The following is a 22,752-nucleotide window of genomic DNA, read 5'->3' on the forward strand; positions in this document are numbered from 1 at the left end:
TCAAGAACATGATATTAGTGACTGGTGGTGCTGGATTTATTGGCGGTAACTTCGTGCTGGATTGGTTAGCCGATTCTAGCGAAGACATTGTTAATTTGGATAAGTTAACGTATGCCGGAAATTTAGCTACCCTGGACTCTTTAAAAAATGATCCGCGTCATATTTTTGTTCATGGCGATATTGGTGATAAAGAGTTAGTTACTAAATTATTAAAAGAGTATCAACCGCGCGCCATCGTCAATTTTGCTGCTGAGAGCCATGTAGATCGCTCGATTCATGGGCCGGCCGAGTTTGTACAAACCAATATTATGGGTACATTTAATTTATTAGAGTGTGCTCGTGAATATTGGAATAGTCTTGAGGATGTTGCTCAAGAAAAATTTCGCTTTCATCATGTTTCAACTGATGAGGTCTATGGTTCTCTATCTGCAAGCGATCCTGCATTTACTGAAACCAACCCTTATGAGCCTAATAGCCCATACTCTGCCTCCAAGGCAGCCTCTGATCACCTAGTTCGCGCCTGGTTTCATACTTACGACTTTCCAGTCGTGACAACCAATTGCTCTAATAACTATGGCCCTTACCACTTTCCTGAGAAATTAATTCCTTTGGTGATTCTCAATGCCTTAAATGGCAAGCCTTTACCTATCTATGGCGATGGTCAGCAGATTCGCGACTGGCTCTATGTAGGCGATCATTGCTCTGCAATTCGTGAAGTACTGGCCAAGGGAAAATTAGGTGAGACCTATAACATCGGCGGCTGGAATGAAAAAGCCAATATTGATGTTGTGAAAACGATTTGCCGCATTCTCGATGAATTAAAGCCTCGCTCAGATGGAAAGCCCTATGCTGAGCAAATTACTTTTGTAAAAGATCGCCCTGGCCATGATCGTCGTTATGCAATTGATGCGAGTAAAGTAGAGCGCGAACTTGGCTGGCGTCCTGCCGAAACATTTGATACCGGCATTCGTAAAACGGTGCAATGGTATCTAGATAATCCAGTTTGGATCGAGGGTGTAGTCAGCGGCTCTTATCGAGACTGGTTACAAAAGCAGTACAACTAGATTCAATTAAAGAACGAATGAATATCCTTATATTTGGCAAGGATGGTCAACTGGGAAAGGCATTTCAAAACCTTTTTCAGAAAGCGCCGCTAGCCTTCGAGATCAGCATTCAATATATTGGCCGCAATCAATGCGACTTAAGTAATGCCGCAGCTTTAAGCGATCTCCTAAATTTGTCCAAGCCAGATCTCATCATTAATGCTGCTGCCTATACGGCTGTGGATAAGGCGGAGACTGAGCAAGACTTGGCATTTGCAATCAATGCTAAAGCGCCTGAGATGATGGCGCAATATGCCACAAAACACGGCAGCACTCTCCTGCATTACTCAACAGACTACGTATTTGATGGTAGCAAAGATAGCCCCTATATTGAGAGCGATCCTCGCAAACCAATCAACATTTATGGCAAGAGTAAGGCTGCAGGCGAAGAAGCTATTGAAAAAGTTTTTGCCAATCGCTCCTCAGGTCAATACGCTATCTTTCGCACAAGCTGGGTATATGGTGATGGCGCCAACTTTATTCGCACCATTTTGCGTCTAGCCAAAGAGCGTGAGGATCTGAAAGTCATTTCTGACCAGTATGGCGTGCCAACGAATGCCGATTGGTTAGCCCAAGTTAGCTTAGACTTGGTTCTAGATTCACAGTTCAGGCTCAGAAAATTCACCTCAGGCATTTATCATGCGGTTCCCTCTGGGAAAACCAACTGGCATGAGCTGGCGGTATTAGCTGCGCAGGCAGCACTGGATGCCAATATTGCTCTGAAGCTAAAACCACATGACATTGTGTCGATCCTAACTGCGCAATACCCAGTAGCAGCTCCTAGGCCAGCCAATTCATGTCTGGATAACTCCAAATTGCGCCTAGCTTTAGAAGAGGGTGGCGATATGTCAAAATTGCAGCATTGGAACAAGGCTTGGACAACAGAAGTTCAGTCTTATGTTGCTGGTCTTGCAAGAGACGGACTTATTTAAGGGTTAAATGTATGGCAGTAAATCGGAAAGGCATTATTTTGGCAGGTGGATCGGGCACACGTTTATATCCGGTTACCCAAGCGGTTTCAAAGCAACTCATGCCTGTCTACGACAAGCCTATGGTCTACTATCCTTTAAGTACTTTGATGCTCGCTGGCATTCGCGACATTTTGTTGATTTCTACGCCACATGACACCCCTCGATTCTCTGAGTTACTTGGTGATGGCTCGCAGTGGGGCCTTAATATTGAATACCGTGTACAGCCTTCCCCCGATGGTTTGGCGCAAGCGTTTACCTTAGGCAAAAACTTTGTTGGCAATAAGCCAAGCGCTTTAGTGCTCGGTGACAATATTTTTTATGGACATGAGCTAGTAGATCAGCTCTATAGTGCAAATGATAGAAGCACTGGCGCCACTGTGTTTGCCTATCACGTGAATGATCCAGAGCGCTATGGTGTTGTAGAGTTTGATAAAGCTTACAAAGCACTTTCGATTGAAGAAAAGCCTAAGCAGCCTAGAAGCAATTACGCAGTGACTGGCTTATATTTTTATGACAATCAAGTATGTGATATCGCAGCCTCGATTAAGCCGAGTGCTCGTGGCGAGCTTGAAATCACTGATATCAATCGGGCTTACTTGGCAAAAAATGAACTCAGTGTAGAAATTATGGGTCGCGGTTTTGCTTGGCTCGATACCGGCACGCATGATTCATTATTAGATGCAGCTGGATTTATTGCCACCTTGCAAAAGCGCCAAGGTTTGATGGTGGCTTGTCCTGAAGAAATCGCCTATCGTCAGGGCTGGATTAGTGCCGAAGTAGTACAAAAAGTTGCCGCTCAATTAAGTAAGAATAGCTACGGTCAGTACTTGAATAAAATTTTGAATGAGCTCAACAGTTCTGCCCAACCCATTTCCTTATCTGCAAAGAAGGCGGGTTAATGACTGCAAACGCTAAGCTGCAGGTAACGCCTACGGCGATTCATGATGTATTAGTCATTGAGCCAAAAGTATTCGGTGATGAACGTGGCTGGTTTACAGAATCTTTTAATGCAGGGGATTTTTCAGCTGCCACAGGCTTAGACGTCGAGTTTGTCCAAGACAATCATTCATTCTCCCGCCAATGGACTTTGCGTGGCCTGCATTATCAGTTAGAAAACATTCAAGGCAAGTTAGTGAGAGTGGTAGCAGGAAGTGTTTTTGATGTGGTGGTCGATATTCGTCAAGATTCGCCAACGTATGGCAAGTGGGTAGGTATTGAGCTAAGCGCTGAAAATCATCAGCAATTGTGGATTCCACCAAAGCTGGCTCACGGCTTTTTAGTGCTTTCAGAAACTGCTGAGTTTTTATACAAAACAACGAATTACTATCATCCGCAAAGTGAAGCCTGTCTTGCTTGGAATGATTCAACTGTAGGGGTGAAGTGGCCTTTACCAGCAGGTATTGCGCCTAATATGAATGCCAAAGATTTGGCTGGCCTCTCTTGGGAAAAAACGCCAAAGTTTTAATGGCTATTCAGAGCTCATCTCCCAAAATATTGTTGGTAAAGCTATCCTCGCTCGGGGATATTCTGCACAATTTGCCGCTAGTTTGGGATTTGCGTGCCCGTTTACCGAATGCTCAAATTGATTGGGTTGTAGAGGAGGGCTATGTACATCTTCTGGAGCCTCTATTAAGCAGAGAGGGTTTTAAAGGTATTGATCACATCATTCCTTTTGGCTTACGTCGTTGGAAAAAAAAGATTTTTAGCCGCAACTCTTGGAAGGAGCTCTTTGCTTTTAAAAAGCGCCTTCAAGATTCTTCATACGACATCGTGATTGAAACTCAAGGCTTGCTGAAATCTGCCTTAGTCTGTTTTCTGGCAAGGAAAAATCCTGATGCCGTTATTGCGGGCTTAGCAAATGCAACCCAGTACTCTGGCTATGAGCCCCTCGCCAGATTATTTTATAAGCAGTGTGTTCAGGTTCCCATTGATTGCCACGCGGTTGATCGTTCCCGCTGGGTGATGTGCTCCGCATTGAATTGGCCGCTAGTGGGAAGATCCACAACCCCTCAGTTTTATCCGCAAAAATTTATAAATAGTTTGCCTGAAAAGATTCTGCCGGGATTACAAAAGCCCTATGTACTGTGTTTTCATTCCACTGCTAGAGAAGCAAAGCGCTGGGCTAATGAGAACTGGGTTACTTTAGGAAAAGAGCTATCTCAGCGTGGATATCATCCAGTTTTTCCTTGGGGTAGCCCGTCTGAAAAATTAATTAGTACTCAGTTGGCTAGTCAAATTCCTGGCGCAATAGTTCCCCCTGCATTTTCAATTGAAGAGGCGTTTTCAGTGATTGCGGGCGCAGCACTGACTGTGGGTGTCGATACTGGCCTAACTCATCTAGCTGCAGTTTTAGGTAAGCCTACGGTAGAAATTTATTGTGACTCACCTCGATGGAAAACTGAGGGCTATTGGTCAGAATCTATTCGCAATGTGGGGGATATTCAAGCGTCACCCAATGTAGCAGAGGTTATTAAGGCTTCTTTCGAACTCTTAGCGTAGCAGGCTATTAATCGCAATCAGATCTTCGTCAGTTAATGCTGCTGCATGTGCTTTGAGCTTAACCGCATTCAGGATGGTGTTGTAACGGGCTTGCTGAAGCTGTGATCTAGTGGTGATGAGGGTATCTAAAGCAATCAAAACATCAATATTGATTAAGGTACCCACCTGAAATCCAAGCTTGCTAGATTCTAGGGCAGAGCTAGATGAGCGCTCCGCTGCCTCGAATGCTTTGACGCTCGCTAAGCCACCATAAAAGCCTGTAAATGCCGTGCGCGTGCTTTGAGCAGCTGTACGCCGTGCATTGTCATAGTTCGCCTTTGCTTGATCCACCAGCGCAGCATTTTGACGAATCACTGAGCTACTAAATCCGCCAGATACCAGTGGAATAGTCATTTGTAAGGCAACAGTATTGTTGTAGATATTCGTGTTTGCTGGGGAGTAGCTATTCGGCGTTCCATTTGAAGTGTTATAGCCACTTGTGCCCACAAAGTTTACCGAAGGATAATTGAGCGCCTGCGCTGCTCTGAAAGTGCTCTCAGCTAAATTGACAGTGAGCTGTCCAGCTATGACGTTAAAGTTTGCAGCTTCAGCTTGATTAATCCAATCATCTAAAGTTTGCCCTGGAGGTAGTTGTGGATTAACGGACTCAGCAATCGGAATACCCTTGGCATCTTTATTTTTAGAGCGAGGATCCTTTAGAACGCCATCAATTTTTGCTTCCTTCAACAGAGGCTTCAGAGGGCCCACTGGACGCCCCGTTAATTGCTCTAAGACTCCACGCTTCACGATCAGATCTGCTTGTGCAGCAATTTCTTGCGAGTTAGCCAGATCCAAGGCGGCCTGCGCTGTATTGACATCAACAATAGTAGCAAGTCCAGCATCAAACTTTGCTTGGGCAATATCGAGTTGCTGCTTGATCAAACCTTTTTTATTGCGATATAGCTCAACATTGTCTTGGCTAGTGAGTGCATCAAAGTAAGCTTGCGAAACCCGAATGATTAAATCTTGCTGCGCTAAATAAAAGCGCATGTCTGCAATTTTGGTATTGAGGTCGCCTTGCTTGAAGGCTTCAAGGGCGCTAACGTTAAATACGGGTTGCGTTAAGGTGACGGTATAACTCTTTTGATCAAATACGCGTGAGTTACCCGGCGAGTTAGATACCGTCGTGGGACCAGCCCCATGTTGGTAATAACGAGTGCCGGTAGGAGTTGCATTAGCCTGAGGCAGCAACAGCGAAAGACCTTGCCAATAAAGCTCTTTGCTAGCTTGATAGTTAAAGCGAGCTGCATTTAACAATGGATCACTGAAAGCGGCCTCTTGGTAAAGCTGAATTAAATCGACCAACTGTCCTTTGACATCACTAGCTTTATTACCTGTCACATTTGAGGGTGCCGACGCGCTTGGTAGCGCTGCCTTTGTTGGAGGCATCACAAACTGTGGCGGTTGCTCTAGGCCAATGAGGGTAGAAGTGCTTATTGGAGTTGGTAATGCAGGTCTTGTGGCTTCTTTTGGGCTTTGGGCAGAAACGCTGGTGGACCAAGAAATGAAGCCGAGCGTCTGGCTCAGGATTAAACCAATTGTGGTTATCTGAAAGCGTTTAAAGCGGGCTTTTGTCATCTAATTCGGATACTGTTCAATATGCCATGCAGTTTAAGGCTAATTTATCAAGAATGCCTGTTTAGGGGGCTATTTTGCCAAATACTCAAAGATTTATAGGGATGCCTATAAAATTTGCCTATGGATCTATTTTTGTTACTTAAGGCAGTCATTCTGGGGGTGGTAGAGGGTGTAACTGAATTTTTGCCGATCTCCAGTACTGGCCACCTCATTTTGGTCGGCGACTTATTAAATTTTAATGATGAACGGGGCAAGGCCTTTGAAGTCATTATTCAGTTTGGCGCAATTTTGGCTGTCTGCTGGGAGTTTCGGGAAAAGCTTCTCAAGGTTGCCCTATCTTTTACCAGTAGCCCAAATTCTCGTCGTTTTGTCTTAAATCTTCTAATTGCCTCTATTCCCGCAATGGGCTTGGCACTTTTATTTGGTAAATATATTAAAGAAGTTCTTTTTGCGCCTATTCCAGTTGCCAGTGCCTTCATTGTTGGTGGCCTCATTATTTTTTGGGCAGAGCGTCGTCAAGAAAGAGCGAGTTTGGCAAAGAGTCATATTCATTCGGTAGATGATCTTTCGCCATTAGATGCATTCAAGGTAGGATTGGCGCAGTGTGCTGCTTTAATTCCTGGCACTTCGCGATCAGGCGCCACTATTATCGGCGGGATGTTATTTGGTCTGCCACGCACGGTAGCAACTGAATTCTCTTTCTTCTTGGCCATCCCTGTGATTGGTGGTGCAACGGCTTATGAGTTATTAAAACTTTGGAAAAATCCCGTAGCGATCTCCGGTGAATTTAGTCTTGCCATTGCCGTTGGTTTTATATCAGCCTTCATTTCTGCATTTATATGCGTGCGCTGGTTAATTCATTATGTCGCTCACCATAATTTCGTTCCATTTGCGTGGTACCGCATTGCCTTCGGACTTTTAGTGTTAATTACCGCCTATAGTGGTTTGATCGCCTGGTCGCACTGATGGACAGATTTAAGAAAACAATAAGAGAAAGTTAGTCACCTATATGGATGTATCAATTGATGCGATTACCAATAATATTCAGCTGGCATTGGCACCTGTTTTTTTATTAACCGCAGTAGCCACCCTGATTAATGCAATCTCAACTCGCCTTGCTCGATCTGTCGATCGCATGCGCAACATTCAAGAAGCAATTCATCGAGGCAATATCAAGGATGAAGAAACTATCCGGTACATGCACAAAGAAGCCAACGAAGCTAAGACGCGCGGCCGTTTATGTACAGCAGCTATTTTCTTTAACGTGCTCAGTGGGATTTTCATCTCCCTAACTGTATTAGAGCTTTTTTTCTTTCAGGCTGGTGCAGTGCGCTCTTTGCAGGCAACCTATGTCATTTGGACCTTTGTCTTGGGTCTGATATCCTTTATGACATCTTTATCGATTGTGCTCGCCGAAGTGGTTTATGCATACCGCTCGGCCGGCTGGAATTCTCCTAAACATTATTAATTTCAATACCAACTCTTCGTTTAAAAAAGTTTAACTATGAATAAAATCCTAATCACTGGTGGCGCTGGTTTCTTAGGCTCTCATCTAACTGAGAAGCTTCTCAAAGAAGGTAATGATGTTTTGGTGGTAGATAACTATTTCACTGGCACAAAAGAGAACTTAGCGCATTTATTGCCTAATCCCCGTTTAGAGCTCATGCGCCATGATGTGACTTTCCCGCTTTATGTAGAAACCAATCAGATCTATAACTTGGCTTGCCCAGCCTCCCCGGTGCACTATCAATATGATCCAGTGCAAACTACCAAGACCAGTGTGCATGGCGCCATCAATATGCTCGGCCTTGCTAAAAGAACCCGGGCTCGCATTCTGCAAGCCTCTACGAGCGAAGTGTATGGTGATCCAGAGGTCCATCCTCAGCCAGAGGAGTATTGGGGCAAAGTAAACCCAATTGGCATTCGCTCATGCTATGACGAAGGTAAGCGCTGCGCTGAAACCCTCTTTTTTGATTACAACCGTCAGCACAACTTAGATATCAAAGTCGTGCGTATCTTTAATACCTATGGCCCCCGTATGCACCCCAATGATGGCCGGGTTGTGAGTAACTTCATTGTTCAGGCTTTACAAGGCAAAGACATCACCATTTATGGCGATGGCCAGCAGACCCGAAGCTTTTGCTATGTCGATGACTTAATTGATGCCATGGTGAAGATGATGAACTCAGAGCAAGGATTTACGGGCCCAGTTAATATTGGCAACCCTGGTGAGTTCACCATGCTCCAATTAGCAGAAACTGTGCTCAAGCTTTCCGGTAGTAAATCAAAAATCATTCATCAGCCATTACCTTCCGATGATCCGAAGCAGCGTCAACCCAATATCGAGCTAGCTAAGGCAAAACTGGGATGGCAGCCTAAGGTTAATCTAGAGGATGGCCTGAAAGAGACGATTGCTTACTTTAGGAAGGTCGTAGCTTAAGTCTATTACGGAGATTTTATTCATCTGAAGAATTGTATGGAGGCATTGGCGGTAAAAATATCGAATGAGTTTTTGAAAATGATATTTACCTATTAGTGCCTATGAATAAATTTAAATATTCATCATAGTTATCGTTTACACTAAATTAGCCTGCTGTAAAATATGACGAAAATTTAATTAATAGATTATGCATAATAAAATTATAATAAGATCTGATAACACTAGTTATCAATATTGGTTAGAAATTTGGCGATTTCGTGAATTATTTTTCGTACTCGCTAAAAGAGATATTTTAGTTAGGTATAAACAGACAATTATAGGTTTGAGTTGGTCAATACTGAGGCCACTTCTTACTGCTAGTATCTTCACAATTGTTTTTAGTAATATTGCTAATTTACAATCCCAAGATGGAGTCCCTTATTTTCTTGATGTATTCACTGCCCTGATACCATGGCAATTTTTTGCGACTGCAATTGCCGAAGCCTCCAATTCAGTAGTTACAAATTCAAACTTAATAACAAAGGTTTACTTTCCCAGAATCATCGTGCCTCTTTCAGCAATTGCTGTTGCGCTAGTTGATTTTGTAATTAGCCTCGCTATCTTATTTTTTATCGCTATGTTTTATGGGCACACACTAGGCTTCGAAATATTATATTTGCCATTTCTTGTGATTTTACTAGTGCTTTTAAGTATTGGCCCAATTCTTCTAATTTCATCCCTGAATGTGAAGTATAGGGATTTTAGATATGTGATCCCTTTTTTAATCCAGATAGGTTTTTATATCTGTCCAATTGGTTATATGTTTTCGGCAGTTCCAGATCATTGGAAATTTCTATATTCCGTAAATCCAATGGTGGGAGTTATTAATGGATTCAGGTTTTCAATAACTGGGTTTAACTCCAATTTTTTTTATACAAGCCTTTTTTTTAGTGTGGCCGCTGCTATTGTTTTGCTTTTAGTCGGTTTTTACACTTTTAGGAAATTAGAGCGAGATTTCGCAGACATTATTTAGGATGCTTTTATGAGTCATGATGTTGCTATAAAGATAAATAATTTATCTAAATCATATTTGCTGCAGCAAAATTTAGCTCACTCAAGCTACAAGTCTATTGCAGAAACACTTACGCAAAGCGCTTTCAATATTTATAGTCAGGCTAAGTCTATCCTTAAAGAGAGAGATATTGATTCCGAAAGTTATCGGACTAAACAAAAGTTTTGGGCTCTTGACGATATTTCTTTTGAAGTTAAGTGCGGCGATAAAGTTGCAATTATTGGTAGAAATGGTTCGGGAAAATCTACATTGCTTAAAATATTGAGTCGCATTACTCGTCCCACAACTGGTGAGATTATGATTAATGGTCGTATAGCCTCCTTGCTTGAGGTTGGAACGGGATTTCATCCTGAGCTCACTGGTAGAGAAAATATTTTTCTGAATGGAGCAATTCTTGGGATGCTTAGAAAAGAGGTTAATCTAAAGTTTGATGAAATAGTTGAATTTTCTGGCGTTGAGAGATTTCTAGATACTCCCGTTAAGAGATACAGTAGTGGCATGTATGTTCGACTAGCATTTGCTGTGGCTGCTCATTTGGATCCTGAAATCTTGCTTGTTGACGAGGTGCTTGCTGTGGGGGATGCTGATTTTCAAAGAAAATGTATTGCAAAAATGTCTGATATTGCTAATCAAGGTAAAACAGTTCTATTCGTTTCCCATAATCCCATGGCTGCTAAGCAGTTATGTAATTATGGAATTGAGCTTTGCAATGGAAAGATAGTCTACGCTGGAGATGTCCAGGCAACTTTAGATCACTACTCTTCTTCTATGGCTTTGATAGGACATCAAGGGATTCGAGAGCGCATTGATCGAAAGGGTCGGCAAAATCTCAAATTCACTGAAGTTAAGATATTTGATACCGACGGTCAAGAAAGGGATTATGTGAAAAGCGGGGATGATGTATTTGTTAGGATGTATTACGATGCGACTAATGTATTCAAGAATGCTAGAGTTCTAGTGGCATTTAATGTTATCTCTCCCAATGGAAATGTAATTACAAATATTAACAACGTTGACAGTTGTGGTGTCTCGTTAGATATTCATCGGAGTGGCTACTTTGAGTGTAGGTGGCCTAATATTAACCTAAGATCTGGTGATTTTCGTTGTACGATTTTTGTCTCGGTGAACGAAGAGATAGAGGATTGGATTGAATCTGCTTTTGTTTTAAGGGTTGAGGATGGTGACTTCTATGGCACCGGAAAGTTAGTTGATCGTGCTCAAGGCGATATTTTAGTTAATAATTCATGGCGTAGCGTAAATGTATAATTTTCTTAATCTTAAAAAAGTATTTAATAAGTTTCGCTATAGAGTTAGTAGAATTATTAATTGTCAATTCTTCAGTTTATGGCGAAAGATTAAAGCAATCGGAATTACTCGTACTTTATGGCTAATAGAGTATTCGGAATGGCAGCAGGGCGGCTTAAACTCAGCACAGGGCCGCGGTCCATTGGACGGTTTTGGTGACGCCTCTCCATGGTACACATATCCCGCGATTGAATATTTAAAGCAATTAGATTTGACGGATGCGACTCTATTTGAATATGGCTCTGGTAATAGTACTAATTTTTGGAGGTCTAGAGTTAAAGAGATAGTTAGCGTGGAATCAAGTCCGGAATGGTTTTCGCTGGTAAGTGGTAATCAAACTCTAAATCAAAAAATTATGCTTAGAACGGAGAAAGCAGAATATATAAATAGTATTAAAGAGGTAAATGCCACTTACGATATTATCGTAGTTGATGGTGAATATAGACAATTGTGCGCGATATCTGCCTTAGATTTTTTAAAGAAAGATGGAATGCTGATTCTCGATAACTCTGATTGGTTTACTGATATTACCGGCGAGCTTAGAAGCCGTGGATATATGCAAATAGATTTTATCGGGCAGGGTCCGATAAACTCCTATGCTTGGAGTACCTCCATTTTTATAAAAGAAATTAGTAAATATAGCCGTCAGTTTTTGAATGGGTCTATTGATGTTGTCGGAGGAATTACAGAAGATGGCATCAGAAAATAATCTAACTTTTATTGATTGGCTGAAATATTACGCTATTGCCAGTCTTGGAATACGGGTAGAAGCCAACACTTTTTAAGAAGCTTACAACTTCATTATTTTGTAAATTTAAAATATTCGATTCTGAGCATTCCACCACTAAATATTCAGGTCTGAATTTAATCCAGTCGTTTGATTCTAAAACTTGTAAATCATAGCCCTCGGCATCAATTGTCATAAAAGCGAATTTCTTGTTCTTAGGGGCATTCTTTTCTAAAATGGACGAAAGACTATCTGTAATTATGTATTTTACCTCCAGTAACTTATAGTTTTGCAACCCATTTCGCAGGTTGGCAGTTTCAGCATCAAAGGTATTAAGCGCCGCTTCATTGAACATGTAGTAAGGGAGAGTTGAAGGCTCCTTGGAAACGCCGCACTCTATGAAAATGTCTCTTGGTCTAAACTTTTCAAAAAGAATTTTTGTTTCGGGGTTCGGGTCTATGCATATCCCTGACCATGAGTTTTTATAAAAAATATAAGAATTAGAGAGTCTAAATGGATGATGTGCTCCAACGTCGACGTAAAAGCCTTTCTGAGTCGATTGAACATCAATAAATTGAGATAGAATCAAATCCTCCCCCTCTTGTGAATAACTTTGGCGATGAAAATCATCCGAGGGGTCTATTGCCTCTAGCAATTTTCGAAGCACTTTTTTTGTAAGATTTTTCATTTCTTTTTTGTCTGGATGTAAGTATCTTTTAATCTTTATATGGAAACTAGCAAACAAATTATAGTCTTTAACCCAATCTCCAATCATGGACACCTTGATTCGTGGAATTACTTTTTTATAAAAATACTCCTAAAAAATGGTTACGAAGTTTTCGCGGTAACTGAGGATGTAACTAGCCTAGTCGCAATGTTTAAGAGTGAGGAAAACTCCTTAGGGGAAAGCCTGAAAGTTTACCCAATAGTAAGCCTAAAAAACAAGCTTAAAACTATATATAAGAGATACCTATCTCCGGATATCTTAAGAGACGAATCTTTTAATTTGTCTGTAAATAATGATGTAGAAGTTAAGCTATCTGAAGGAGTGCCTGCTTGGATAAGTAAAATAAAGAAACTTATTAATTTTTTTTTAAAGGATAAAGAGTTTAAGGACTTTACATCATCAATTAAGAAGATAGTTAAAGATAATTCGTTGAGGCCAAAAATAGCAATTAATATGTTTTTGGATATGTATTCCTACAACGCTAAAAGTATAAAGTCCCTAGAATCAGTTGGAATTCAATGGGCTGGTATAAGTTTCTTCCCAAATTTTACTAGAGATAAAATTCTTTATGAATCTAAAAATTTAAAGGGCATATTTCTCCTTGATAGCGTTATTAGAAATAATCTTAGCGAAATTTTTCCCAATAAAATATTTGGCTTGCTACCTGACATAACTAATCATAGCTTATTCAATGAAAGGCCAGATTTAGTTCTGAAGATCCTATCAAAAGCGAAACGCAGAAAAATTTTATTTTTAGGAGGGTCGATCGGACCTCAAAAAAATTTATCTGCGTGGTATTTTGCTATTAAGAGCTTACCTAAGGATGAATGGTTCTTTTTGATGGTCGGTGAGGTTCACGCTGCATCATTAAGTGAGAATGAGCTAAAGATGTATATGGAAAGTCTTGATAAACCAATTGATAATCTATTTATCTATAATCGCTATATCAAAGATGAAAAATTATTTAACGAGTTGATCAATTGCTCCGATTATATTTTTGCTGTTTATAAAAATTTTTTTGGGAGCAGCAATATGATTTCAAAAGCTTCATGTTTCAAAAAGCCAATATTAGTTTGCAATAACGGCATAATGAATAAAGTTGTGGAAAAATATCGTATTGGATTTTCTGTTGATAGCGACTCAGAAGAGCAAATTGTTGAGGGTTTACTGCGCTTACGAGAAGGGGAGATCCCCGCAAATCACTTTGAGAAATATCTACTAGATCATAATATTGACTCAATGGAGCTTGCTATTTTAGATTTTTTAGGTAAATCTGAAGCCTGTCGCGCTACTAGTGCAACAAAAAAAGGGGACTATGAAGACCGAATTTGAAACCCCAATTGCCTTTTTTATATTTAATAGGCCAGAAACTACGGCACTAGTCTTTAATGAGATTAGAAAAATTAGGCCCAAAAAATTACTAATTGTGGCAGATGGCCCAAGGCTAAATGTACTGGGGGAGGACTTGAGGTGCTCCAAAACAAGAGAAGTGGTCGACGCTGTAGATTGGAATTGTGAGGTTTTAAGTAATTACTCTGACGTTAATATGGGCTGCAAGGCCAGAATGTCCACTGGAATAGACTGGGTTTTTTCTGAGGTAAGTGAGGCAATATTTCTTGAGGATGATTGCTTACCTGCACTTTCATTTTTTCGTTTTTGTGAGGAGATGTTGAGTAAATATAGGCTTGACCAAAGGGTAGGGATGATAAGTGGAGATAACTTTAATATGGGCGTTAAAGTTACAAATGCTAGCTACTATTTTTCAAAGAATACGCATATCTGGGGTTGGGCGTCATGGGCAGATAGGTGGGTATCAAAATATGATGTTGAAATGAAAAGCTGGCAAGCCATAAAAGAGCAGGGATTGTTTGAGAGTTTAACGGGGGGACTTTCTTCTCTTAGCCCCTTGAAAGAGGCCTTTGATTTAACCCATAGTGGATTATTGAATACATGGGATTATCAGTACGCCTTTTTAAATTTAATCGAAGGAAGGCTCAATGTTATCCCAGAAGTTAATTTGGTAAAAAATATCGGATTTGGTTCTGATGCAACACATACAAAAAAAATAACAAACGAGGCAAATCTTGATTCTTATGAGATGGAATTTCCTATAACTCACCCAGTTGGCATGTTCCAGATTTTGGGATCTAATGATCTTCATGGAGCCAATCAGGGATTATTTTTTAAGGTAGCTCGGAGCCTCAAAAAATATTTATATTTTGTAAAAAATTTATTTTAAGGAAATCTTAAAGGTGAGCTGTCCAATTTGCAACAAAGTAATGCGCTTAGCCTTTGAGGCCAAGTTGTTGAGAAAATTTAATGCGAAATTTGAGGTTTGTGAGGGTTGTGGATTTTTACGCACCCCAAATCCTACTTGGTTAGTGGAGGCATACGATAATGCAATTGCAGATGCCGATACCGGTCTAGTTATGAGAAATTTTTTAATATCTCGTAAGGTTGCATGCATTCTTTATTTTCTTTTAAATTTTCGATCTAAGGCAGTTTTCTTAGACTTTGCTGGAGGTTATGGGTTACTAGTGCGATTAATGAGGGATATAGGGTTCAATTTTTTTTGGAGGGACAGGTATTGTAAAAATATTTTATCCTCTGGATTTGAGTATGAAAAATCTACGCATGGGCCTTGTAATGCAGTTACAGCGATGGAAGTTATGGAACACATTGAGGATCCAATGACTTTCATTGCGGACATATTTAAGGAGACTAATTGCACTGCACTGATTTTTTCTACCCAGCTTTATGATGGGCCTCCTCCAGACCCTAATACGTGGTGGTATTATGTTTTTAATACTGGGCAACACATAAGCTTTTACCAGAAAAAAACCTTTGACAAAATTGCATCAAATCTTGGTTTGCATTTTTATACCGCCAATGGTATCCATCTCCTCTCAAAAGAAAGAGTTAACATTCGCTTTTTGCCTTTCATAACACATGATATTTTTTGTAGGATTTTTACAATTTATATTGCTTCCAGGTTGGGTTCGAAGACTATTAACGATCATTTGCAAATTTTGAATAAATCAAGCCCATGAGAAGAAAATGTATTCAAAAATAAAGGTAGCATTTGATTCTCAAATATTTAGTGCGCAAACATACGGAGGAGTGTCGAGATACTACTATGAGTTAATAGGCGAATTAAATAAAAAAAAGTCATTTTCTGCAATTTTAGTTGCCCCATTTTTCATTAATAAATACGTTAAAAACATTATTACGGAGGGATTTTTCTTTCCATCCATTTGTCAACGACTCCCGCTAAAATTTTTTGGTATAAACAGGCGATATTTTATTAACTTTGAAAGGTTAATAGGCATCTTCCTAAGCTACGTCTACCTTTCTGTGAGTCGGCCAAAAATTATTCACGAGACGTACTATTTACCATTTGGGATTGGTTTTTCAAGTGCAATTAGAGTGCTTACAATTTATGACATGATTCATGAGATATTTCCTGAGCTATTTGGTGATCATGACTTAACTTCTTCCTTTAAGAGAATCGCCGTTAATAGGGCTGATCACATAATATGTATTTCAAAGGCTACAAAAAATGATCTAATGAAATTTTTTGGGATTCCCGAGGAAAAGATTTCGGTAGTATATCTAGCGCCATCAACAAATTCTTTGAGAGTTTTCAGCAATGAAGTTCTAAGACTTGGTACTAGACCCTATCTACTTTATGTCGGTTCAAGGAGGGGGTACAAGAATTTCATTAATTTTTTAAATGGCTATATTCGCTCCTCTTTTTTAAAGGACAATTACGGGATAATTTGTTTTGGAGGAGGGGAGTTTGATTTTGAAGAACGTAAAATTCTAAATCAGTATGGTCTTCTGAGTGATATGGATTCTAAAGTGAAGCATATTTCTGGAGATGATCTCTTGTTGGGGAGTTATTATAAAAACGCCTCTGTATTTGTGTATCCTTCAAGGTATGAAGGATTTGGGTTACCTCCGCTTGAGGCCATGTCTCACGATTGCCCAGTGGCTTGCAGTCAAGCAAGCTCAATTCCTGAAGTTGTAGGCAATGCGGCTTCGTACTTTGACCCGGAGAATGTAGAGGAAATAACTAGTGCAATTGAAAAAATCCTAATTGAGCCAGGCTTTAGGGAAGAGTTAATCAAAAGGGGTAGACAGCGATTAAAGCACTTTTCTTGGGAAAAGTGTGCGACGGAGACTGAGAATGTATACGCTAATCTATTAAAAGATTGACGATTTTGGTGCTCCAATAAGTATAGTCAATAATGCTTATGAAAGCGTATTGCATATAAGCGATAACTGACCGTAGTACTTTCAATTTTTATTTTAGCAAATCATTCGCCTATATCGGGATCAAAATTTGCCTCTTTTATGAAAAAATACATATGAAAAAAATTGTTCAAAAATTTTTTAATTTATTTGGGTTCAAGTTATCTAGACTTTCTACCGAACCTACCGAATTGTCCCTCAAGATGCTAATGCAGTCATTTAAAATTGCTCAAATTGACTTGGTAATAGATGTTGGGGCTAATGCTGGCCAATACGCACAACGATTAAGGTTTGGCGGCTACCGGGGAAAGATTATATCAATTGAACCCTTGAAGTCAGCCCATGAGCAACTTCTCGTGGCCTCGAGAAATGATCCAAATTGGGATGTTTTGCCTCGATGTGCATTAGGCGCAATAAATGGTGAGATTGAAATAAACATTTCAAAAAATTCAGTGAGTAGTTCGATATTACCAATGATGTCTGCCCATCTGGATTCAGCTCCAGAGTCTATATATATTGGTAAGGAGTTTGTCCCAATGTTTACCCTCGATGATCTTCTAGGAGATTTGATTCGGGGCCACAAAGGTATTTTTTTAAAAATTGATACTCAAGGTCTTGAGTGGGAGGTGCTGAATGGCGCATCCCAAATTTTGCCTGTAATCAAAGGTATCCAGCTCGAACTTTCCTTTTTGGAGCTATATGAAGGACAGCGTTTATGGCATGATTTTATTGACTTTTTGAGTAACCTTTCCTTTAATTTTTGGAGTATGGAGCCAGCTTTTATAGATCATGAAACAGGTAGAACAATGCAAGTAGATGGAGTTTTTTTTAGATAAATTTGAGGTACTCCGAGTGCGTATCCCTGTCTTAAGGCGATCAAGATGTTAATGAAAGTTAGTATAATTACGGTGGTGCGCAATGGGGCGAGTACGATCTCCCGCTCAATTGAATCTGTGCTCTCTCAAGATTATCCATCAGTTGAGTATATCGTTGTCGACGGCGCTTCAACTGACTGCACCTTAAGCATTATAAATTCCTATGGCTCCAGAATAAATGTAGTGATCTCTGAGCCAGATGATGGCATATACGATGCAATGAATAAAGGCATAATGCGTGCTACAGGGGAAATTATTGGAATCTTAAATGCAGATGATTCATATTCTAGTTGCCATGTTTTATCTGAGGTTGCCGCTCTTTTCCAAATTCGCGATATTGATGCCTTGTATGCTGATTTAGAGTACTTCTCGGCGGAGAGACCAAATCATGTGTATCGACTTTATCGCTCCAAATATTTTTCGCCAAATCGTTTGCAGTTTGGGCTTATGCCGGCGCATCCAACACTTTTTTTGAGGCGATCCGTTTACGAAAATTATGGGCTTTTCTCCAGCGCATATAAGATTGCCGGGGACTTTGAATTTGTAGCGAGGATTTTTAAGAATGACGTCTTGAAATATTACTATCTGCCGAAAATTTTAGTGCGGATGCAATTGGGTGGTGTTAGTACTAGCGGGTTTTCGAGTGCAGTTATTTTAAATAAAGAGATATTAAAAGCATGCTATAGCAATAATATTCCGTCAAACTACCTTAAGCTACTCCTTAGGTACTCACTTAAACTAATGGAGCTTATAAAAAAATAAGGATTATTTGCATCATATCCACACCATAAATTTAATAGTTTGTTAATTTAGCTTTTATAAAAAAGTATATTTAAATGCAGGCCAAAAGCCTTATCACCAAAATATTTCGAGTAAATTACTTACTGCGACATTAATGGTCATGATAGCGGCCCCTTAAAGGTAAAAAAGTTATGGGCCCTAAAACCGCAGCCTTTTTAGTATCTAGGGTTTTTGGCATACCATCAAATTAGACTCTTTTGACGGTATGTTTTAAATCAAGTTCTCCATTGTAGGTAGTTTTGACCCTTAATGATCTTTTCTATCTGCAAATGTAAAAGTCAATTTCTACGCGTAATATAGCATTATGACCATTCTAATTATTAGCTTTCTCTCATCTTTATTAATTTCGCTATTAATTCTGCGCTCTAAGCATCTTCATGCTCGATTTACAGCTGATTCTGATTTATCCGGAGTGCAAAAATTTCATGCAATTCCCGTTCCCCGAATTGGGGGCCTTGCTGTTTTCTTGGGTGTCTCCATATCTCTCTATTATTTTTACTTTCAAAAAACGGCTTTTGGCTCTTATGGGTTAGTTCTACTTGGTTGTTCTTTGCCAGCATTTATATTTGGCTTAATAGAGGATTTAACTAAGAGCGTTGGGATACGTCTTCGGTTAACAGCTACCGTTGTATCTGCATTGCTGACTGGCTTTTTTTTGAATGCCTGGTTAAGTAGCCTACAGATTTTTGGAGTTGATAATCTGATGCTTGCTTATCCTGTTTTAGCAATTATTATGACTTGCATTGCAGTTGCTGGAGTTGCTAATGCATTCAATATTATTGATGGATACAATGGCTTATCCTCTATGGTTGCCGTAATTATCCTATCCGGTATAACCTTTGTTGCTTTTAAAGTTGGCGATTATCCAATAATGATATCCGCTCTAGCAATGATTGGGGCATTGCTAGGATTTTTTATATGGAATTATCCTTATGGTCGAATTTTTTTGGGTGATGGTGGTGCTTATCTAATTGGCTTTTGGATTGCAGAGCTCTCTGTTTTATTAACTGCACGTCATCCTGAGGTTTCAAAATGGTTTCCACTTCTTTTGTGTGCTTACCCTATTTTTGAAACTCTTTTCAGCATTTATCGGCGTCTTATTTTAAAAGGAAAGCATCCTGGTATGCCTGATGCTACTCACCTACATCAGTTAATTTATAGGCGGCTTGTAAGGTGGTTCATTGAATCTAAGCATCCCTCATTAAAAATACAGCGAAATTCACTTACCTCCCCGTATCTATGGCTACTTAGTCTATTGGCGGTTATCCCAGCCATTTTATTTTGGCGCAATCATATTCTTCTAAAATTATGCTTCTTCCTTTTTGCTATAACTTATATTTGGTTTTATAGATCTATTGTTCTTTTTCGAGTCTCTGATCTTCTTATACTTAGAAATCATCCTTCTGACAATTTAAATCAGAATGACTAAGGTGCTGTACTTTTTTGCATTTTGTTTGAAAGTACCAATCTTGTTCTTTACTATAGTGGCTAATTCCTAGAGATCTGGAGATGGCATGGCTATAAAGAGCCGGGCTGGTATTGGCGGTCCTAAAACTCAAGAGGGAAAAGTTCGCTCCGCGCAAAATTCCTTTAAACATGGTTTAACTTCGAGCACCCCTAGCAGTGAGAATGAGGTTCAATTCATCACATCTTTGACTAAAGAGCTGGTGGACTACTACAAACCACAGTCCCCATTGGAGCTTTTACAAATCGATCGTATTGCTATTTGCAAAGCCAAGTTATCTCATTTGTATGCAGTAGAGCAAGTAAAGCTTGCGCTAGCCCATAAAGAGCTTGATTTGCATCCTGAAAAAATATTAGAAAAAATATCTGGTGCGGTTGGCGTGACCAAGCTTATGGCTTTAGAGATGATTCAAGAGGGGAGGATAGTTTCTCCTTACGGGCTCACTATTCCGATACTTGCTCCCATTGTTGCTGAAACTCATATGTTCAGTGGCGTAATTACTGGTGTCCAGCAGTTTAAAAAGACTTTCCCCTTATTGATTCAAAACCTGAATTCATATTCTGTAACTGGTTTAAATGATGAGAAGCAATTACCAGAAAAATTTTCTGCAATTGCGCAAAGAGTTGATCAGTATTTGAATCTAGATGAAAATCTGGATGGCAAACTCGAGCAATTTATCTATTACCAAAATATTGGCGTGAAGTATGAGGCCCTATTTAATAAGTATGAGAATACGGGGTTTGATAAAGAGATTGAGGGGTATCAGAAAGAATCTCGCATGCGGTATGGTTTGCCAGAAAAAGACCTGACTCAAAAATTCATTCGACAAGGTACACCTGATTTTTTATCGACTAAAACGCTCAATGCCTATTTTCGGGTTTTTGAAAATCTATTAAGACATATGAAAGAAGCCGAAAAAGTAGCCACTCAATTTTTTGAATTAAAAGCTTTGATGGCGCGCTCCATCACCTTGCCTGCATCTGAATTGAGCTTATTGATGCGTTATCAGACTACTTTTGAGCGCCGTTTATCGTCGGCGATCCGAGAATTGCTGGAATTGCAAAAAAGGGCAGGTAGGTAGTTTTTTCTTCTCATATTTTTTGCGAAACGAACTAAAAAGCCCTTTTTAGCCCTAAAAATGTCTTAATTGCTTCTGAAAATAGCAAAAATCCCTTTAAAATTAAGCACTAACCTCCTTAGGGGTCCGCTACTACCTTGTTTTAAGGGGTATTTGGCCCGATATGGGAATAATTGCAAAGATGGGTTTACGGTATGGCTCAGATTAATGCGCTAGTAAATGCAGCCAGGGCAGTAGTTCAGACTACTAGCTCAGCCGTAGGTGTATCTGCAGCCAATGCCAATTTAGTGGCAGTAGCCGGCGCATTATCCGGAATGCAACTATCTGGCTATGAGGTCATTAGCCCGCAGATGTTTGTGAGTGTGCCCAGTCCTGATGATGCGATGGGTTTGCCTGGACCAATGGCGGGTGGGAATTCTCGTTCTATTCCAAGTCCATTTCAGTATCCAGGGGCAGATCAAAATATTTTTGATAGCTTGGTTGATCCCAACGCAACTTTAGATTTTCAAAATTTCTTTTTTGCACAGCCTACTTTTATTGCTGCAGCAGAAGAATTTAACGTTGGTGATTATTTATTAGAAAGCAATAGTCTTTATGATCCCAGCCAGCCTGATGGCTCTGCGGGTCCAGATGCTTTCGAAAACCACAATGCCAATAAAAAAGCAGATGCAGCGGCTGAGGGTGGGGGCTCTGTTGTTGATTCATCACAGGGCGATATCGCGAGTGGATTTAATTCGATTCTGAGTAATACGCAAGGCGGTATTGCTAAGGCGGCTGGCACTGCTGCATCGGGGATTAACTACGCTTCATCCGCTTCAGAATATGGCTATGGTGCTGGTTCAGGCTTTTTGGTAGAACCTAATGGTTATATCTATGCCAGCCATGGTAGTGGGGACGTAGTTCAGGGTAGCGCCTATGCAGATACTTTATTTGGCTCGACTGCTGGTGGCGATACTCTCATTGGTGGCGCCGGTAATGATACGTATGCAATCTACGCAAGTACCACCCAAATGATTGAAGTAGCTGGCGGCGGTTCTCACGATACAGCTTATATCGGCGTAGATAATTACCAGGGCACTAGTGGTGTTGAGCGCATCATTGCTTTAAATACGCAGTCTTATTTAGATCATGCTGCTACGAGTGGCCCCTACCTTGCTGGTATTGATTCAGGTTGGCATATTAATGGCTCGGTTGATGCGCAGACTTTAGTTGGCGCTTACGGCGCGGACATTCTCAATGGTGGCGGAGGCGCTGATTTATTGATTGGTGGTGCCGGCGATGATGTTTATATGTATAGCGGTAGTGAAACTATTGTTGAGCAGAGCAATCAAGGCCGCGATATTGTGAAGGCTTCTACCAGTGTGGCACTTGCTAATAATATCGAGGTAGGTTTGGCTGATAGTGCCGCAGGGGATTTAAATATCATTGGCAATGACCTAGATAATTTATTAGTGGGCAATAGTGCTGCAAATAACTTAAGTGGTGGATCTGGAGCCGACACCTTAGTTGGCAATGGTGGTGACGACATTTACTCGGGCGGCATCGGTGCTGACACCTTTATTCTTAATAGCCAAGACAGCTTTATGGGTGAAATTACAGACTTCCACTCTGGAGAGGATCATCTTGGCCTAATCAATAGCGATCCAAGCATTACCTTATCCATGGCACCAAATACTGGCTTTACTGGAGTTGCAGGTGAGATCTTGTTGGTAGATGGTAGTTTGCAGGTCGACTGGAATGGCGATGCCATGTTTGACTCGGTATTGCTCATCAATGAAGCGCCAACCTTGGCTGATATCAGCATCATTGATCCTAATCACACTTATCACTTCTAGACTG

Annotated in this window: 22 protein-coding genes; 20 read left to right on the top strand and 2 right to left on the bottom strand. The window is 40.3% G+C overall.

The genetic code is table 11. From position 1 onward, the window contains the following. Positions 1-8 precede the first annotated feature (8 nt). From rfbB to waaC, 5 genes are read left to right on the top strand one after another with little or no spacing between them, the layout of a single operon-like run. Positions 9-1,064, top strand: coding sequence for a dTDP-glucose 4,6-dehydratase (gene rfbB, locus ICN31_RS00120; protein ID WP_216257409.1), 1,056 nt, complete (start codon positions 9-11; stop codon positions 1,062-1,064). Positions 1,065-1,081: 17 nt separating this feature from the next. Continuing rightward, positions 1,082-2,035, top strand: a complete 954-nt coding sequence (gene rfbD, locus ICN31_RS00125; RefSeq protein ID WP_216257411.1) for a dTDP-4-dehydrorhamnose reductase — start codon at positions 1,082-1,084, stop codon at positions 2,033-2,035. Between the two features lie 11 nt (positions 2,036-2,046). Further along, complete coding sequence (gene rfbA, locus ICN31_RS00130) at positions 2,047-2,973, top strand: glucose-1-phosphate thymidylyltransferase RfbA (protein ID WP_216257413.1); 927 nt, start codon at positions 2,047-2,049, stop codon at positions 2,971-2,973. After that, positions 2,973-3,539, top strand: coding sequence for a dTDP-4-dehydrorhamnose 3,5-epimerase (gene rfbC / locus ICN31_RS00135; protein ID WP_216257415.1), 567 nt, complete (start codon positions 2,973-2,975; stop codon positions 3,537-3,539). Before rfbA ends, rfbC begins: the two co-directional genes overlap by 1 nt. After that, positions 3,539-4,573 carry a lipopolysaccharide heptosyltransferase I gene (gene waaC / locus ICN31_RS00140; protein WP_216257417.1) on the top strand — a complete coding sequence of 345 codons (1,035 nt, stop codon included), beginning with the start codon at positions 3,539-3,541 and terminating at the stop codon, positions 4,571-4,573. Before rfbC ends, waaC begins: the two co-directional genes overlap by 1 nt. Here the strand turns inward: waaC and ICN31_RS00145 are convergent. Then, positions 4,565-6,190 (bottom strand): TolC family protein, encoded by a 1,626-nt coding sequence (locus ICN31_RS00145; RefSeq protein WP_216257420.1) that lies wholly within the window; start codon positions 6,188-6,190, stop codon positions 4,565-4,567. The genes waaC and ICN31_RS00145 overlap by 9 nt on opposite strands. A 120-nt stretch (positions 6,191-6,310) precedes the next feature. On the opposite strand from ICN31_RS00145, the gene ICN31_RS00150 reads away from it, so the two are divergent. From ICN31_RS00150 to ICN31_RS00175, 6 genes are all read left to right on the top strand, one after another. After that, positions 6,311-7,156 (top strand): undecaprenyl-diphosphate phosphatase, encoded by an 846-nt coding sequence (locus ICN31_RS00150; RefSeq protein ID WP_216257423.1) that lies wholly within the window; start codon positions 6,311-6,313, stop codon positions 7,154-7,156. Positions 7,157-7,199: 43 nt separating this feature from the next. Beyond that, entirely contained in the window at positions 7,200-7,658 is a 459-nt protein-coding gene (locus ICN31_RS00155; RefSeq protein ID WP_216257426.1) for a DUF2721 domain-containing protein, read from the top strand. Between the two features lie 36 nt (positions 7,659-7,694). Continuing rightward, complete coding sequence (locus ICN31_RS00160) at positions 7,695-8,630, top strand: UDP-glucuronic acid decarboxylase family protein (RefSeq protein WP_216257427.1); 936 nt, start codon at positions 7,695-7,697, stop codon at positions 8,628-8,630. Positions 8,631-8,817: 187 nt separating this feature from the next. Then, positions 8,818-9,642 (top strand): ABC transporter permease, encoded by an 825-nt coding sequence (locus tag ICN31_RS00165; RefSeq protein ID WP_216257429.1) that lies wholly within the window; start codon positions 8,818-8,820, stop codon positions 9,640-9,642. A 9-nt stretch (positions 9,643-9,651) separates the two neighbouring features. After that, positions 9,652-10,947 carry an ABC transporter ATP-binding protein gene (locus ICN31_RS00170; RefSeq protein WP_216257431.1) on the top strand — a complete coding sequence of 432 codons (1,296 nt, stop codon included), beginning with the start codon at positions 9,652-9,654 and terminating at the stop codon, positions 10,945-10,947. Next, complete coding sequence (locus ICN31_RS00175) at positions 10,940-11,695, top strand: hypothetical protein (protein WP_216257433.1); 756 nt, start codon at positions 10,940-10,942, stop codon at positions 11,693-11,695. The genes ICN31_RS00170 and ICN31_RS00175 overlap by 8 nt, the downstream gene beginning before the upstream one ends. 1 nt (position 11,696) lies before the next feature. Here ICN31_RS00175 and ICN31_RS00180 read toward each other — a convergent pair whose 3' ends face one another. Further along, on the bottom strand, positions 11,697-12,488 hold the full coding sequence (locus ICN31_RS00180) for an FkbM family methyltransferase (protein WP_216257435.1): 792 nt from the start codon (positions 12,486-12,488) through the stop codon (positions 11,697-11,699). Positions 12,489-12,587: 99 nt separating this feature from the next. Here ICN31_RS00180 and ICN31_RS00185 point away from each other — a divergent pair, with 99 nt between their 5' ends. The 9 genes from ICN31_RS00185 (at position 12,588) to ICN31_RS00225 (ending at position 22,748) form a co-directional block, all read left to right on the top strand. Then, positions 12,588-13,772 carry a glycosyltransferase gene (locus ICN31_RS00185; protein ID WP_216257437.1) on the top strand — a complete coding sequence of 395 codons (1,185 nt, stop codon included), beginning with the start codon at positions 12,588-12,590 and terminating at the stop codon, positions 13,770-13,772. After that, on the top strand, positions 13,756-14,679 hold the full coding sequence (locus tag ICN31_RS00190; RefSeq protein ID WP_216257440.1) for a glycosyltransferase family 2 protein: 924 nt from the start codon (positions 13,756-13,758) through the stop codon (positions 14,677-14,679). The genes ICN31_RS00185 and ICN31_RS00190 overlap by 17 nt, the downstream gene beginning before the upstream one ends. A 40-nt stretch (positions 14,680-14,719) precedes the next feature. Next, positions 14,720-15,490 carry a class I SAM-dependent methyltransferase gene (locus tag ICN31_RS00195; RefSeq protein ID WP_216257442.1) on the top strand — a complete coding sequence of 257 codons (771 nt, stop codon included), beginning with the start codon at positions 14,720-14,722 and terminating at the stop codon, positions 15,488-15,490. Positions 15,491-15,497: 7 nt separating this feature from the next. Then, positions 15,498-16,658, top strand: a complete 1,161-nt coding sequence (locus ICN31_RS00200; RefSeq protein WP_216257444.1) for a glycosyltransferase family 1 protein — start codon at positions 15,498-15,500, stop codon at positions 16,656-16,658. A gap of 152 nt (positions 16,659-16,810) precedes the next feature. Next, positions 16,811-17,530, top strand: a complete 720-nt coding sequence (locus ICN31_RS00205; RefSeq protein ID WP_216257446.1) for an FkbM family methyltransferase — start codon at positions 16,811-16,813, stop codon at positions 17,528-17,530. Positions 17,531-17,575: 45 nt separating this feature from the next. Beyond that, positions 17,576-18,331, top strand: coding sequence for a glycosyltransferase family 2 protein (locus tag ICN31_RS00210; RefSeq protein ID WP_255530847.1), 756 nt, complete (start codon positions 17,576-17,578; stop codon positions 18,329-18,331). Positions 18,332-18,674: 343 nt separating this feature from the next. Continuing rightward, on the top strand, positions 18,675-19,799 hold the full coding sequence (locus tag ICN31_RS00215) for a glycosyltransferase (RefSeq protein ID WP_216257448.1): 1,125 nt from the start codon (positions 18,675-18,677) through the stop codon (positions 19,797-19,799). Positions 19,800-19,884: 85 nt separating this feature from the next. Further along, positions 19,885-20,916: a hypothetical protein gene (locus ICN31_RS00220; protein ID WP_216257449.1), complete on the top strand. Its 1,032-nt coding sequence runs from the start codon at positions 19,885-19,887 to the stop codon at positions 20,914-20,916. 191 nt (positions 20,917-21,107) lie between these two features. Continuing rightward, complete coding sequence (locus ICN31_RS00225; RefSeq protein WP_216257450.1) at positions 21,108-22,748, top strand: calcium-binding protein; 1,641 nt, start codon at positions 21,108-21,110, stop codon at positions 22,746-22,748. The last annotated feature ends 4 nt before the right edge of the window (positions 22,749-22,752 follow it).

The sequence above is a fragment of the Polynucleobacter sp. UB-Piko-W3 genome, assembly GCF_018881635.1.
Classification (GTDB): Bacteria; Pseudomonadota; Gammaproteobacteria; order Burkholderiales; family Burkholderiaceae; genus Polynucleobacter.

What these genes read in the sequence shown, in the direction of transcription:
- rfbB (WP_216257409.1), top strand. Translation starts at nt 9, where the DNA reads ATGATATTAGTGACTGGTGGTGCTGGATTTATTGGCGGTAACTTCGTG.
- rfbD (WP_216257411.1), top strand. Translation starts at nt 1,082, where the DNA reads ATGAATATCCTTATATTTGGCAAGGATGGTCAACTGGGAAAGGCATTT.
- rfbA (WP_216257413.1), top strand. Translation starts at nt 2,047, where the DNA reads ATGGCAGTAAATCGGAAAGGCATTATTTTGGCAGGTGGATCGGGCACA.
- rfbC (WP_216257415.1), top strand. Translation starts at nt 2,973, where the DNA reads ATGACTGCAAACGCTAAGCTGCAGGTAACGCCTACGGCGATTCATGAT.
- waaC (WP_216257417.1), top strand. Translation starts at nt 3,539, where the DNA reads ATGGCTATTCAGAGCTCATCTCCCAAAATATTGTTGGTAAAGCTATCC.
- ICN31_RS00145 (WP_216257420.1), bottom strand. Translation starts at nt 6,190, where the DNA reads ATGACAAAAGCCCGCTTTAAACGCTTTCAGATAACCACAATTGGTTTA.
- ICN31_RS00150 (WP_216257423.1), top strand. Translation starts at nt 6,311, where the DNA reads ATGGATCTATTTTTGTTACTTAAGGCAGTCATTCTGGGGGTGGTAGAG.
- ICN31_RS00155 (WP_216257426.1), top strand. Translation starts at nt 7,200, where the DNA reads ATGGATGTATCAATTGATGCGATTACCAATAATATTCAGCTGGCATTG.
- ICN31_RS00160 (WP_216257427.1), top strand. Translation starts at nt 7,695, where the DNA reads ATGAATAAAATCCTAATCACTGGTGGCGCTGGTTTCTTAGGCTCTCAT.
- ICN31_RS00165 (WP_216257429.1), top strand. Translation starts at nt 8,818, where the DNA reads ATGCATAATAAAATTATAATAAGATCTGATAACACTAGTTATCAATAT.
- ICN31_RS00170 (WP_216257431.1), top strand. Translation starts at nt 9,652, where the DNA reads ATGAGTCATGATGTTGCTATAAAGATAAATAATTTATCTAAATCATAT.
- ICN31_RS00175 (WP_216257433.1), top strand. Translation starts at nt 10,940, where the DNA reads ATGTATAATTTTCTTAATCTTAAAAAAGTATTTAATAAGTTTCGCTAT.
- ICN31_RS00180 (WP_216257435.1), bottom strand. Translation starts at nt 12,488, where the DNA reads ATGATTGGAGATTGGGTTAAAGACTATAATTTGTTTGCTAGTTTCCAT.
- ICN31_RS00185 (WP_216257437.1), top strand. Translation starts at nt 12,588, where the DNA reads ATGTTTAAGAGTGAGGAAAACTCCTTAGGGGAAAGCCTGAAAGTTTAC.
- ICN31_RS00190 (WP_216257440.1), top strand. Translation starts at nt 13,756, where the DNA reads ATGAAGACCGAATTTGAAACCCCAATTGCCTTTTTTATATTTAATAGG.
- ICN31_RS00195 (WP_216257442.1), top strand. Translation starts at nt 14,720, where the DNA reads ATGCGCTTAGCCTTTGAGGCCAAGTTGTTGAGAAAATTTAATGCGAAA.
- ICN31_RS00200 (WP_216257444.1), top strand. Translation starts at nt 15,498, where the DNA reads ATGTATTCAAAAATAAAGGTAGCATTTGATTCTCAAATATTTAGTGCG.
- ICN31_RS00205 (WP_216257446.1), top strand. Translation starts at nt 16,811, where the DNA reads ATGAAAAAAATTGTTCAAAAATTTTTTAATTTATTTGGGTTCAAGTTA.
- ICN31_RS00210 (WP_255530847.1), top strand. Translation starts at nt 17,576, where the DNA reads ATGTTAATGAAAGTTAGTATAATTACGGTGGTGCGCAATGGGGCGAGT.
- ICN31_RS00215 (WP_216257448.1), top strand. Translation starts at nt 18,675, where the DNA reads ATGACCATTCTAATTATTAGCTTTCTCTCATCTTTATTAATTTCGCTA.
- ICN31_RS00220 (WP_216257449.1), top strand. Translation starts at nt 19,885, where the DNA reads ATGGCTATAAAGAGCCGGGCTGGTATTGGCGGTCCTAAAACTCAAGAG.
- ICN31_RS00225 (WP_216257450.1), top strand. Translation starts at nt 21,108, where the DNA reads ATGGCTCAGATTAATGCGCTAGTAAATGCAGCCAGGGCAGTAGTTCAG.